This window comes from Xanthomarina sp. F2636L (assembly GCF_026410195.1).
GTDB lineage: Bacteria > Bacteroidota > Bacteroidia > Flavobacteriales > Flavobacteriaceae > Xanthomarina.
Genome location: NZ_JAPMLM010000058.1, coordinates 292,582 through 306,482 on the forward strand (window position 1 = coordinate 292,582; position 13,901 = coordinate 306,482).

Consider the following 13,901-nt stretch of genomic DNA (forward strand, 5'->3'; position numbering starts at 1 on the left):
TTTTTTTATTTTTATAATATGGTAGATTTAAAACTATTAGCTTATTTAGAAACCTATTTAACTGAAAATAGAAGACAGCGTTTCGATACTGTTTTAAAACAACGAACTAAGCATTTTACGGTTGCAACCGAAGATGTGTATCAACTTCATAATACAAGCGCAGTTATACGTACTTGTGATGTGTTTGGAGTTCAAGAAGTAAATATTGTTGAAGAGGTAAATTCTAAACAGATTGATAGTGAAATTGCTATGGGAGCTCAAAAGTGGGTCGATTTAAACCGATTTCATTCGGTTAAAGATTGTATTCAAGACTTAAAACAACAAGGTTATCAAATTGTAGCTACTACACCACACACAAAGGATTGCTTGCTTCATGAGTTTGATGTTACTAAAAAGTCTTGTTTTTTCTTCGGAAGGGAAACCGAAGGTCTGTCTCAAGAAGTTATCGATCAAGCAGATTGTTATTTAAAAATTTCTATGTCAGGGTTTACAGAAAGTTTAAATATTTCAGTATCTGCAGCTATTATTTTACAGCACGTTACTACAAAACTAAAACAGACAGATATCGAGTGGGAGCTTACTGAAGAAGAACAACAGGAAAAGCGTTTGGATTGGATAAAGAAAACCATTAAAAGTTACGATGAGATCGTAGCGCGATTTTATGAAGATTCTTAAAAAATAGCTTGTTGGAAAAATAGTATAAAAAAACCGAAAGAATCTCTTTCGGTTTTTTATTTATAATTTGCCGTATTTCCTATTTCGGCTTAGTACTTTATATTCTTCATAACATTCGCTAATAGCATCTAGAATTTGAAGATCGTTGGCCGTTTCAATAAAACTCTTGGAGTAATTACACTGCCTGATTATTTCATCTAAATCGACACGATCTACTTGTAAAAGTGCCACTAACATTTCTCTGTCAAATCTATTTGCAAGAAGCGTTCTAATCTCGTCGTCCTGCTTCATTTTTTTCAACTTACGCATTTCGTTGGGTTGTTTTCCAAACATGCTATGTAAAAAATCCGCTGGATTAAAAACGGCTCCTAAGACTCGTGTTACAGCATTAGCTGATGTTCCTCCAGCTTCGTAACCTGTTTCCAAACCAGAAATACTATACCTATAATTGGTGTTAACAGGAACTTGTTTTATATCTACTTCCAAAAAACCAGTAAGCTTAAAATTATTTACCACAACTTCTTCTAAAGCAAGAGCTAGTTCGGTTAATTCAATGGTAGAACTTCCATACTTAATCCAATCGTTTGTTACACGAACGCGAATGGATTTAAAACCCAAATATGAAAAATGTAACGTATCTGTAGCTTTTGCTTTAATTTCAAACTCTCCACGAGTATTTGTTGTTGTTCCTTTTACTTCATTAATATTAACAATATTAACGCTTTCCAAAGGGATTCCTTCAGAAGAATTAATAACAACTCCTTTTACAGTTGTGTTTACCTGACCAAACATCAATGAGGTGCCAGTAATTAGTATAATAAGAAAAAGTAGTTTCTTCATTAAAGCCATATTGAGCATAAAAGTACTAAACTAAACGATAATACCTTTATGTATCTGATATTTTGACTAAAAATTAACAAAAAAGTTTAACGTCTAGAACGTCTAGGTCTTGGTGAGCTAGAATCTGAGTTTGATCGTCTTGAACGAGTTTCACTATTGGAACTACGGTTTCCTTGGCTTTTAGAACTAGAGCGTCGGTCGCTTCTATTGCCATCGCTTCTGGAGCTAGAACGTCTTTCTGCTTTTGGTTTATTGTTGCTACGTCTGCTAAATCCGCCACCATCATTACGTCTTTTGTTTCTGCTGGTGCCTCTGCCTTTATCTTCGCTAATTTCAACATTTACAAAACGACCATCATGTTTATAGTCTGTAAAGAATGCCAATACCTTTTCTTGAAGTTCTTTTTCAGTGTTGAAGAAAGAAAAACTTTCTTTTACATCTACTTTAAAAACATCGTCTCTTCCTAAATCTAAAACTTCTTTTAAGAAATCTTTTAATTTCATCCAATCGTATCCATCTTTTCTGCCTACGTTAATAAAGTAGCGAGAATCGTTTGAGTTGCCTTTATAATCACGTCCACTTTCACCACGATCATGATCGCGAGAAGATTCGGCAACATTTAAGTTCTTGGTTTTTTGATAGTAATTAAAGAATCTAGTAAACTCTACTGAGAAGAATTTTTTAATTAATTCGTCTTTAGTGGTTTCATCGAATAACTCGTTGATACTATCTAAATATTTGTTTATTTCTGGATTGATTTCAGTACTGTGAACTTTATTAGCAAGCGACATTAATTGCACTTCACAAATTTCCATCCCATCAGGAATTTGCTTAAGTTCAAATTTCTGATTGATAATACGTTCAATACTTTTAATTTTACGGACTTCACTTTTAGAAACAATTACCATAGAAATTCCTGTTTTACCAGCACGTCCAGTTCTTCCAGATCTGTGTGTGTAAACTTCAGGTTCGTCAGGTAATTGATAATTGATAACATGAGTAATATCATCTACATCAATACCACGGGCAGCTACATCTGTTGCTACCAACATTTGTATTTGTTTGTTTCTAAAAGATTTCATTACTAAATCTCTCTGGTTCTGACTTAAATCGCCATGTAAAGCACCGGCACTATAACCATCTTCTATTAAGTTTTCGGCTACTTTTTGAGTGTCGCGTTTGGTTCTGCAGAAAATAACAGAGAAAATATCTGGATTTGCATCTGCTAAACGTTTTAAACCTTGGTAACGATCTCTCGCGTTTACTAAATAGTATTCGTGAGATACTTGATTAGTGCTTTCATTTTTGTTTCCTACTGTAATTTCAATAGGAGATTTCATGAATTTTTTAGCAATATTTGAAACCTCTTTAGGCATAGTTGCTGAAAATAACCATGTGTTTTTGTCTTCTGGAGTATGAGATAAGATATCTGTAATATCTTCCTTAAAACCCATGTTTAACATTTCATCCGCTTCATCCAGAACGGAATATTGAATTTTAGAAATATCAACCATTCTACGGCTAATCATATCTTTCATTCTCCCAGGAGTTGCCACAATAATTTGTGCGCCTCTTTTTACTTCTCTAGCTTGGTCTGTAATACTAGCTCCTCCATAAATAGCAACTACATTAAGACCTTTACAATATTTACCATATTGTTTCATCTCGTTTGTAATTTGCAAGCAAAGTTCGCGAGTAGGGGAAAGAATTAATCCTTGGGTTGTTCTACTATCTATATTAATTTTTTGAAGCATTGGAAAACCAAAAGCAGCCGTTTTACCGGTACCTGTTTGCGCAAGAGCAACCAGATCGGTTTCTTTTTCTAATAAAATTGGAATTGCTTTGGCTTGGACATCACTTGGGGTTTCAAAACCCATGTCGTTAATAGCTTGTAATAGGTCGTCATTAAGACCTAAATCTTGGAATGTGCTCATTCGTGTTTAATAAGTAATCGATTATGTTTTGTAGTGTTACAAAAGAAGTGAATCGACATACTTAACCTAAACTTCTAGTAACACACCCTCACTCTGAGGAGTTTATCTAAATAAGCAGCTTGGCTTAGCTAGATTTTTTTCAAGGTGCAAATGTACAATTTTATTTAATACGAAGTTGTAATTTTTTACAATTATCTCTTTATTGGTTGCTTTATGGTATTGCAACGGTCCTTGTTGGTTTTATAAACGAAACTTTTTAACACAAGCTGGTACCTTCTTACTTAAAAATAAGACTTAGTATAGACATATAATTAATTGGATTTTATAAAATTTATTAAGAATTCGGACTATATATCTTGCTGACTCAGTGTAAGATAGTTTTTTAAAATACTTAGAATTTTTTAATTGGTTCGAGTTTACGTTAAATTATTGATGTTTTGGTGTGGAGTACTTGCTAATTCAAAGTTTTGTCTGAAAAAAAATTCCAAATTATTAAAGCCATTTCAATATCATGATTTTGATTTCCTAAAACGGATTCAAGTTGAGTAGAATATTGTTCTTGAATACTTGGCTCTAAATGGCCTCCTCCTAAAATATCATATAAAGCGACTTGAGTTGACTCTATACCATTAGAGTAAGTAGTACTTCTTACTGAGGAATTATCTGTAGTATTAATATCTTGGAAATTCTCTATAAAAGGAATGGAATCGGTTTGGTTAAAATTTATCCAAAAGCTTACTGACTCTTCTACAGAAAGTACCGTTCCACGACCACCAATATTTGGTGCAACTTCTCCTCCTATGTATGGTGAAAGAGGATCATCTGTACCAACCATAAATAAAACAGAAATTGGATTATTTGGATTGTTGCATATATCTGCTGGCATTGAGGCTGCAATTGGAGCAACAGCCGCAATTTTATGTGAAAGTTCAAGAGCAAGTCGAAGCGCCATATGTCCTCCATTTGAAGTTCCAGTGGCATAAATTTGGTTGGTATTTATATTATAGGTGTTTGAAAAATGACTAATAAGTGAGTCAATAAAACTCACATCGTCAACAGAAGGATTTGTAGTTGCATCTTCACGGCAATCGTTCCAACCTTGTTTTCCGAGTGGACTAATTGCGCCATTGGGATAAACAATAATAAATTTTTCCTTTTCGGCAATATCCATCCACACCTTGTAAGGCGCTTTAAGTCCGCTTTTACCTGTTAAATCATCAGATGTTAAACTCCCTCCGTGCAACATGAAAATTAAGGGTACGGACATTGAGTCTATGTAACTTGGAATATAGAAATCGTAATTGCGTGTTAATCCATCTATAACTATGGTGTGTTCAGTAAAGAGTCCAAAATCATTTGGTTGTGAGTTGTCTGGTTTTTTGCATGCAATTAATAAGAAGATTATAATAAAATATTTAACTCTTTTTAAGGTCAGGTATATATATCTTTTTATCATGTTATTTTGTTTATATCTATTAAGTTTCATTCTATTTGTAAATAACTGTGTTATATTATGTGATTATATATTGAGAATGAGCTATAGTTAATGATAACAGTTATGTTATTCGTTACTTTAACAACTAATTTGACAAATTTTTATAAAAATAGTCAATAGCGGTAATTTCTTAACTTACCTCATTTTCTCAAGTTAGAATCTAATTCTTTTCAGTTTTGTAAGAATGTTAATTTCGACCAATACAAACTATTCAAAGTAAAATTAGGGAGAAAGAGACTTTTACTTAAAATTCTGTTTTTCACAAAAATCAGCTAAGAGTTAATTATAATCAAATATAATTGATTAGGTTTTAAAATTTCAGAGTACAATTAAAATAAAACTTACCAAGTAACTACAGCTTATTAAGGTGCTCTAGTAATTGTTTGACAGCTTTTCCTCTGTGTCCAATTTTATTTTTTTCATCTAAAGAAATTTCAGCAAAGGTTTTTTTATAGCCTTTAGCTTTAAAAATGGGGTCGTAACCAAAACCTTGTTTTCCATGTTTTGTAGTAGTGATTTCCCCAAGACAAACACCTGTAAAAGTTTCTAGTTTGTTATTTAAATGCAAGGCGATAACCGTTTTAAATTGGGCTTTTCTGTTGTGTTTGTTTTCTAAGTTTTTTAGTAATAATTCCATGTTGTCATTAGAGTCTCTCTGCTCCCCGGCGTACCTGGCAGAATATACACCAGGCTCATTGTTTAAAGCTTCAACTTCTAGTCCGGTATCGTCAGCAAAACAATCGTAGCCATAATGGGTTTTTATATATTCAGCTTTTTGTATGGCATTGCCTTCTATGGTACTTTGAGTTTCTGGAACCTCTTCAGTACAACCAATATCCTGAAGGCTTAATAGTTGAATGTGTTTAGGAATTAAACCTTGAACTTCTTTTAATTTATTTAGATTGTTTGTGGCAAAAACGAGTTTCATAACTTGCAGTATATTAAAATGACTTGTAATTTTATTTCAAAACAACAGAAAATAATATTAATTTCATTGAAATATTTATAATTTTAAAAGTAATTCCCTAAATCTCTATGATTAGACAAATCTTAATAGTAATTATTTTTTTGTGTTTTACCATAACTTCATATGCACAAATAATAAAGAAATCAGATTCTTTAAGTACAAAACAGGTTATAGATACCCTACTTATTGATAGAGATATGAATAATTGGTCTTTGAGATTATTTACAAATTATAAGGGACAAAGTTTTAATTTGGTTAATGGAGATAATCAATTGTCTTTTAAGCCCAATAATAGAGCAGGAGTAGGGTTTGGTTTAGGAACCAGCAAATTAATTATAGATATAGCATTTAATTTAAAAAGTAAAGAAGAAAATCCCACCGAACGTTTCGACATGCAAGGATCTTTTATTGCAGGGAACCATAATTTGATTAATTTATATGTGCAGAGATATAAAGGTTTTAATGTAAAGAATAATTTTAATGAGCCTGAATTTTTTAGAGACGACATTACATCTCTTTCCATAGGAATTAATTATTTATATACTTTTAAAGAGATTTCTTTTTCTTCTGCTACCTTGAAAGCGGGATTAGCTAAAGAAGAAAAGAAACACTATATATCTGGAGGAATTGGAGGGTTTATGGTATATAATAATTTTATGGCAGACAGTCCAATTATTCCGGATAATGGAAATTTTAATGAAGATGCTTATTTAAAAGGGTTAAAAGGAACTGGAATAGGAATTTCTGGTGGGGTTTTGACGGTTTTTGTGTTGCCTGCAAACTTTTTTGCAACTTTAAATGTAATTCCAGGAATTGGAATTATGTATAAAAAGGGGTTTTCAGAAACAGACGATTATAAAGTGTCAAACCCTCTCTTATATAAATTAGATTATGAGGCTGGAGTTGGCTATAGCTATAAACGATTTTATATAACTTTAGTGTATGGAAGTGGCATTTATACTACCAATTTAGATTACGGCTTGAATTATATTTATAGCAATACCAAAGCAAAAATTTCAGTAGGATATAAAATAAAGTCGAATAAAAAACTTAAGACTCCTTTTTAAGATTTTGTTGTTTTAACATGTTTAAATACATGTTTTCAACTTTGGTTCTTGCCCAAGGCGTTCTTCTTAAAAATTTTAAACTAGATTTTAAGGAAGGATTATCTTGAAAACAACGAATGTTTATTTGGTGACCCATATATTCCCATCCATAATGCGCTTCAAGCTCCGTTATTATTTGTTCAAGCTTAACACAATGTAAAGGGTTGTTTGGTTGTGTTTCCATTTAAATTTCTTCTATCGTCTATTCGTTCTTTTTGGACGTCTAGAACTACTTGATTTATTGCTGCTATTAGATTTTTTTGAGCTTTGAGAGTGACTTTTGCTATTAGATCGTGAAGATCTTCCTCTACCTTGTTTTTTAGGTTCTGTAGAAGCATTTGGATCTGGTTCAAAGCCTTCCAAGATGTCTTTTGGGATTTTCATACCCACCAATTTTTCAATATCTCTTAAATATGTCGTTTCATCTGCACTAACTAAAGAAATGGCTTGACCACTTGCTCCTGCACGCCCAGTTCTGCCAATTCTATGTACGTAATCTTCTGAAATATTAGGAAGTTCAAAATTAACCACATGTGGTAATAAAGGAATATCCAATCCACGTGCTGCAATATCTGTTGCAACCAATACACGAACGCTTCCATTTTTAAATCCTGCTAAAGCTTTGGTTCTAGCTCCTTGACTTTTATTTCCATGGATGGCAGCTGCTGAAATTCCAGCACTAATCATTTTTTTACAGAGTTTATTGGCTCCATGTTTAGTTCTTGTAAATACCAATACTTGTTTCCAATTGCCATCTGAAATCAATTTGATAATTAAATCTGTTTTCTTTCCACTAGCAACACGATACACTTTCTGGTTTATGGCGTCTACAGTTGTGTTTTCTGGAGTGGCTTCCACTTGAACAGGATGATGTAAAATCCCATTTGCAAGTTTTCTAATGTCTTTTGAAAAGGTTGCAGAAAACATCAGGTTTTGACGTTTTGCTGGCATCATGTTCATAATACGTTCTATATCACGTAAAAAACCCATGTCCAACATTCTATCTGCTTCATCTAAAACTAAAATCTCAACATTTTTTAAAGATAAAAGTCCTTGATTTTGTAAATCTATTAAACGTCCTGGAGTTGCTACTAAAACATCAATTCCTTGACGAAGCGTTGCAACTTGTGGTTTCTGATTAACGCCACCAAAAATAACAGCACTTCTTAAGTTTGTAAATTCGCTATACTCTTTTACGTTGGCATACACTTGTGCTGCCAATTCACGAGTTGGTGTTAATACTAAGGCGCGAATAGGTCTGAATTTTGTCTGTTCACTTTCAGAAAGAATATGTAATAAAGGCAATGTAAATCCAGCTGTTTTTCCAGTACCAGTTTGTGCAGATGCTAAAACATCTTTTCCATGTAAAATAGGTGGGATGGCTTTAAGTTGTATAGGAGATGGTTCATTATATCCTTTTTTGCTGATAGCTTTAAGAATTGCTTCAGAAAGGCCTAATGTGTTAAATGACATATATTGTATTTGATAAATGGCAGATTAAATGCCATTTTTTTGTTGGTTGCAAAGTTACAGCTAATTTTTTCGATGTTGTTTAATATTTGAATTTATTGACTTATTAACACCGAAATCTTGAAATCATTTTAAAAAGTATAAGAAACTTTGTGGTATCTTTAAATTTCAAGGAACATTAAATGATGTTTAATTTTTCAATTTCTTCTGTAAACGGTTAATATGTTTTTATATAAAATTGAGAATATTTTTTAATAGCATTTTTTTATGTAACTTTAAATCAGACAATTAAAATGAAATTTAAATTATTTATAATGAAATACCTATTCTATTTTTTTGTGTTATTTATTGTTTTTTCGTGCAAGAAAGAAAGTGAAAAAACAGACACTCTTGGGGTTGTAGAGTTTCAGGTTACTGGAAATGAAGCAGCTCAGGAATTTTTTGAAAAAGGACTTTTATTACTTCATAGTTTTGAATACGATGATGCTAGAGAAGCCTTCAAAGAAGCGCAACAAAAAGACCCAAACATGTCCATGGCATTTTGGGGAGAAGCTATGACTTATAACCATAGCCTTTGGGGAGAACAGGATTATGATGCAGGCTTTGCAGCAATTAAAAAAGCAAACCAGATTCAAGGTCCTAGAGAATATTCAGATATTGAACAGGGTTTTCTTGAGGCCATTGAAATTCTTTATACGCCCAAAACAGCTAAAGTTGAAAGAGATCAGGCTTATAAGAATTATATGAAATCACTTCATGAAACGTATCCAGAAAATCAGGAAATAGCGGCCTTTTATGCCATCTCCTTATTGGGTTCTGTCCCAGAAGGTCGCGACGATGCTATTTATGGACAAGGTGCTGAAATTGCAAAAAAAGTTCTTGAGAAAAACCCAAAACATCCAGGAGCGCTTCATTATTTAATTCATTCTTACGACGATCCGTATCATGCTGAATTGGCTTTCGATGCCGCCAATAGTTACTCTAAAGTGGCTCCAGACGCTAGTCATGCCTTACACATGCCTTCTCATATTTATGTGGCTTTAGGAATGTGGGACGAAGTGATAAATTCTAATATCGATTCTTACCAAGCTAGTTTAAATAGAATGGAAAGGAAAGAGCTTGATAATAATGCTCGTGGCTATCATGCATTTCACTGGTTGCAATACGGGTATTTACAGAAGGGAGATTTCGATACAGCCAAACAAATGGTTTTAGACATGAAACAATATGTTCAAGAAACACCTAATGATAGAACTAAGAACTATTTGGTATTTTTAAAAGGAACATATTTAGTAGAAACCAATCAATGGGATTCAGATATTGCAAATATAGAAGTGGATGTTTCAAATTTGAATCTAACCATACAGTCGCAATATTATTATTTGGATGCTTATCGCGCTTTTTTAAAAGGAGACGTTGAAAAAGTTGAACGCGTTATAGATACCATGTCTAAAAAAATAGAAAAGGAATCTTTATTGGTTGAAAACTTAGATAGCGGATTTTCCATGTGTTCTTCTCTCTCTAGAAATACACCTACAAAAATGGATGTTAAACAATCACAAGTAATGCTTCAACAAGTAAGAGCTTTAAAAGCTTGGTTAGAAAATGATGTGAATAAAACAGAAGACTTGTTAAAAGAATCCACCATCAAAGAACAAGCTATTAGCTATAGTTACGGACCTCCTGTAATTATTAAACCAACAAGCGAATTATATGCTGAATGGCTTATGAAGCAAGAAAGATATGAAGAAGCTATCCAGCAATACCAAGCAACTTTAGAAAGAGCAACAAAAAGACGTTTGGCAGTTGAAGGAATAGAAAAAGCTAGAAAACAAAAAGTGTAAATTACAATAAGAACTCCATGGTAAACAAGTTTAAACTATGTAGATTTTATATGGGTTTTATTGATATTTATCATGTTAATTATTATTGATTTTTAGTAATATTGTAATAAATTACAACTTCAAATTTAAATTAAGCATTATGAACATTATCATTCAATACGTAAATATGGATTCTAGTGAATCTTTATCTAAATACACCACTGAAAAACTTGAAAAACTAGCAAAAAAATACGATTGGCTTATTGCTTGTGATGTTTTTTTTAAACAAGATAACAACCAAAAGGAACAAGGTAAAATTTGTAATATGGAATTGAGCCTTCCTGGGCCTCGAGTTTTTGCTACGTCAACAGAAAAGAATTTTGAATTGGCAGTAAAAGAAACCATAAACGATTTAGATATTCAGCTTAAAAAAAGAAAGCAAACATTTACAACTCATTAGGTTTTAAAATCTTAAATATAAAAAGTCACGTATTCAAAATGTATTGAATTCGTGGCTTTTTTTTTGTATTCCTAAAAGGAGAAAATTCTTCAATGAATCGTAATTTGGAATTTAGTTTTTGTTATTTGGAATTTATTTTTTCTAATCCCTTTTTTGAACTATTGATGATGATATGGTTCGTTTTTTAAAATGGTAAAACCTCTATAAAGTTGTTCTACAACAAACAACCGAATCATTTGGTGAGAAAATGTCATTTTAGATAAAGATAGTTTTCCTTGGGCTTTATTATAAACATCATTAGAAAAACCATATGGACCGCCAATAACAAATACTAATTGTTTAATTCCAGAATTCATATGTTTTTGTAAATATTCCGAAAAGCCTACTGAACTCAATTGTTTGCCATTCTCATCTAATAATATCAAAACATCTGTAGTTTGCAGCTTGTTTAAAATTAATTCGCCTTCCTTTTGTTTTTGCTGTTCTTCACTTAAATTTTTAACTTTTTTTAAGTCAGGGATAATTTCAAATTCAAATTTTATATAGAAGCCTAAGCGTTTCTGATAATCGTCTATCAAGGCTTGAAGCTGTTTGTTGTCTGTTTTGCCAATGGTAAGGAGTTTTATTTGCATGTTTTCTTTAATTGGGTCGTCACTTCTGGCGCAATCGAGAAACGAGACCATATTTTTGCCTTTCGACTCTATTCGAAAGGACATTCTTATTAATTATCTAAATCAATCACAAATTTACATTTTAATTAGAATTAAGAATTTAGAATGTAAATAATTTGTTTTTCAATTAGTATTTTTACATCAAATTAAGGAACATGATTACACAAGAACAATTCGATAAAGAAATAGAAATAATTGTAGCAAATGCGATTCGTGAAGATGTTGGTGATGGAGATCATAGCTCATTAGCTTGCATTCCAGATACTGCAACAGGGAAAGCTAAACTTTTGGTAAAAGACGAAGGCGTTATTGCTGGGGTAGAATTCGCAAAAATAGTTTTTAGTTATATAGATAAAAACTTGAAAGTAGAAACTCTTATCGAGGATGGTTCTAAAGTAAAATATGGAGATATTGTGTTTTTTGTAGAAGGAGCTTCTCAGTCTATTTTAAAAGCTGAAAGATTGGTGTTAAATGCTATGCAACGTATGAGTGCCATTGCAACAAAAACCAAACAGTTTGTCGATTTGCTTGAAGGTACTGGAACAAAAATCTTAGATACTAGAAAAACCACTCCTGGAATTCGTGCTTTAGAAAAGTGGGCTGTAAAAATTGGAGGTGGAGAAAACCATCGATTTGCGTTGTATGACATGATTATGCTTAAGGACAATCATATCGATTTTTCTGGTGGAATTACAAAAGCTCTAGACAAAACCAAAGCCTACTTAAAAAATACAAATAGAGATTTAAAAATTATTGTCGAAGCTAGAAATTTAGATGAAATTAAAGAAATTCTTGAAAGTAAAGGTGTTTACAGAATATTAATTGATAATTTTAATTATGAAGATACTAGAAAGGCCGTAGCCTTGATTGGCGATACTTGTTTAACCGAATCTTCAGGAGGTATTAATGAAAAAACCATTAGAAAATATGCTGAATGTGGTGTGGATTATATCTCGTCGGGAGCTTTAACCCATTCGGTATATAATATGGATTTAAGCTTAAAAGCCGTATAACTCTTAAATTTAATGTTCAAGATTCTAAAGTTGATTTTATTGTGTATTAACCTTGAATTATAAATATAAAACTTAGAACTAGCCAATGACAAAACCAATAGAAGATAAATTAAGTAAAATTCCTGTTTTAAATTGGATACTCAAATTCTTAAAACAAATTAAACTTCCAGGTTTAGAAGGGCTTTCATTATACGATTTAACTGAATTATACATTATTGGAATTGGAAGAGGTGCTTTAACCACAAGAGCAAGTGCCATTGCATTTAACTTTTTTACGGCTATATTTCCATTTTTGCTTTTTATTCTAATCGTGATTCCATTAATACCTATAGATGATTTTAGAATAGAATTCTTGAATTTTTTAAACTCTTTTTTGCCTCCAAGTACATCAGATTTTTTCTTTAATAGTATTTTTGAAAATATAGAATCTACAAACCGTGGTGGTCTTTTATCTTCTGTTTTTTTAGTGTCTATTTTTTTAATGGCGAATGGTATTAATGCCGTATTTGCAGGATTTGAAAGCTCCTACCATGAGCAATTAAGCAGAAATATTATTAAACAGTATTTTTTTGCTTTAGGAGTAGCTTTAATTTTAGCTTTTTTATTAATAATTACTGTAGTAATACTTGGTTACTTTGAAATATATGTTCTTGGAAATCTTGAGATTTATGGTGTTTTAGAAAAAAGCAACAATCAATTTTGGATTACGATAGCTAAATATGTGTTTTTTGTTATTATGGTATATTTAGCAACGGCCATTCTGTATTATTTTGGAACTAGAGAAGGTAAAGCATCAAAATTTTTCTCTATTGGAGCTTTGTTTACTACTGTTTTAATTATTTTAAGCTCTTATTTATTTGGAATTTATATAGAAAATTTCTCCCAGTATAATGAGCTATATGGCTCCATTGGAGCCTTATTAATCTTGCTATTTTATCTATGGTTAAACTCTAATATTTTGCTTTTAGGTTACGAATTGAATGCCTCTTTGAATAGATTGAAAAAAATAAATAAAAATTATGTATAAAGTATTGCTGCTTGTATTTTTATTGCCATTAACAACGAATGCGCAAGATATTTATGGAAAATGGAAAACAATTGATGACGAAACAGGTAAGGCCAAATCAACGGTAGAAATTTTCAAAAAAGACGGAAAGGCTTTTGGTAAGATTATTGAAATTTATAGCAGTATAGATAAAGATGCACTTTGTACTACATGTGAAGGTGCAGATTATAATAAACCAGTTTTAGGATTAACCATTATTAAAAACCTAACTCAAGATGGTATTTATTTCAAGAACGGAACCATTTTGGATCCTGAAGATGGAAAAACATACAATTGTAGACTGTCTTTAGATAAAGACAATCCTAATATATTAATGGTTAGAGGTTATATTTCTTTCTTGTATGCCACACAATATTGGGAACGCATTGAGAGTTAAAGCGT

General features: G+C 31.8%; 14 protein-coding genes. 7 read left to right on the top strand and 7 right to left on the bottom strand.

The genetic code is table 11. The features are described from left to right. Nucleotides 1-18: 18 nt before the first annotated feature. Nucleotides 19-675, top strand: a complete 657-nt coding sequence (locus tag OS191_RS05175; protein ID WP_267154652.1) for a TrmH family RNA methyltransferase — start codon at nt 19-21, stop codon at nt 673-675. Between the two features lie 60 nt (nt 676-735). Here the strand turns inward: OS191_RS05175 and OS191_RS05180 are convergent, their stop codons facing one another. From OS191_RS05180 to OS191_RS05195, 4 genes are all read right to left on the bottom strand, one after another. Further along, nucleotides 736-1,515 (bottom strand): carboxypeptidase-like regulatory domain-containing protein, encoded by a 780-nt coding sequence (locus OS191_RS05180; RefSeq protein ID WP_267154653.1) that lies wholly within the window; start codon nt 1,513-1,515, stop codon nt 736-738. 86 nt (nt 1,516-1,601) lie between these two features. Beyond that, nucleotides 1,602-3,449: a DEAD/DEAH box helicase gene (locus OS191_RS05185; RefSeq protein WP_267154654.1), complete on the bottom strand. Its 1,848-nt coding sequence runs from the start codon at nt 3,447-3,449 to the stop codon at nt 1,602-1,604. Between the two features lie 454 nt (nt 3,450-3,903). Next, nucleotides 3,904-4,905, bottom strand: a complete 1,002-nt coding sequence (locus OS191_RS05190) for a CE1 family esterase (RefSeq protein WP_267154655.1) — start codon at nt 4,903-4,905, stop codon at nt 3,904-3,906. Between the two features lie 391 nt (nt 4,906-5,296). Continuing rightward, a complete protein-coding gene (locus OS191_RS05195) occupies nt 5,297-5,872 on the bottom strand; it encodes a non-canonical purine NTP diphosphatase (protein ID WP_267154656.1) in 576 nt (191 codons plus the stop codon). A gap of 107 nt (nt 5,873-5,979) precedes the next feature. On the opposite strand from OS191_RS05195, the gene OS191_RS05200 reads away from it, so the two are divergent. Further along, a complete protein-coding gene (locus OS191_RS05200; protein ID WP_267154657.1) occupies nt 5,980-6,978 on the top strand; it encodes a DUF4421 family protein in 999 nt (332 codons plus the stop codon). On the opposite strand, the gene OS191_RS05205 is transcribed toward OS191_RS05200, so the two are convergent. Next, complete coding sequence (locus tag OS191_RS05205; RefSeq protein ID WP_267154658.1) at nt 6,962-7,201, bottom strand: VF530 family protein; 240 nt, start codon at nt 7,199-7,201, stop codon at nt 6,962-6,964. The two genes, OS191_RS05200 and OS191_RS05205, sit on opposite strands and share 17 nt — an antisense overlap. Before the next feature lie 11 nt (nt 7,202-7,212). Then, nucleotides 7,213-8,490, bottom strand: a complete 1,278-nt coding sequence (locus OS191_RS05210) for a DEAD/DEAH box helicase (RefSeq protein ID WP_267154659.1) — start codon at nt 8,488-8,490, stop codon at nt 7,213-7,215. Between the two features lie 311 nt (nt 8,491-8,801). Between OS191_RS05210 and OS191_RS05215 the strand changes: the two genes are divergently transcribed. Continuing rightward, nucleotides 8,802-10,331, top strand: coding sequence for a tetratricopeptide repeat protein (locus OS191_RS05215; protein WP_267154660.1), 1,530 nt, complete (start codon nt 8,802-8,804; stop codon nt 10,329-10,331). Between the two features lie 139 nt (nt 10,332-10,470). Beyond that, nucleotides 10,471-10,770, top strand: a complete 300-nt coding sequence (gene hpf, locus OS191_RS05220) for a ribosome hibernation-promoting factor, HPF/YfiA family (protein ID WP_267154661.1) — start codon at nt 10,471-10,473, stop codon at nt 10,768-10,770. Nucleotides 10,771-10,928: 158 nt separating this feature from the next. On the opposite strand, the gene rlmH is transcribed toward hpf, so the two are convergent. After that, complete coding sequence (gene rlmH / locus OS191_RS05225; protein WP_267154678.1) at nt 10,929-11,402, bottom strand: 23S rRNA (pseudouridine(1915)-N(3))-methyltransferase RlmH; 474 nt, start codon at nt 11,400-11,402, stop codon at nt 10,929-10,931. Between the two features lie 194 nt (nt 11,403-11,596). Here rlmH and nadC point away from each other — a divergent pair, with 194 nt between their 5' ends. From nadC to OS191_RS05240, 3 genes are all read left to right on the top strand, one after another. Continuing rightward, nucleotides 11,597-12,454, top strand: coding sequence for a carboxylating nicotinate-nucleotide diphosphorylase (nadC, locus tag OS191_RS05230; protein ID WP_267154662.1), 858 nt, complete (start codon nt 11,597-11,599; stop codon nt 12,452-12,454). Between the two features lie 85 nt (nt 12,455-12,539). Further along, nucleotides 12,540-13,481 carry a YihY/virulence factor BrkB family protein gene (locus OS191_RS05235; RefSeq protein ID WP_267154663.1) on the top strand — a complete coding sequence of 314 codons (942 nt, stop codon included), beginning with the start codon at nt 12,540-12,542 and terminating at the stop codon, nt 13,479-13,481. Then, complete coding sequence (locus OS191_RS05240) at nt 13,474-13,896, top strand: DUF2147 domain-containing protein (protein WP_267154664.1); 423 nt, start codon at nt 13,474-13,476, stop codon at nt 13,894-13,896. The genes OS191_RS05235 and OS191_RS05240 overlap by 8 nt, the downstream gene beginning before the upstream one ends. The last annotated feature ends 5 nt before the right edge of the window (nt 13,897-13,901 follow it).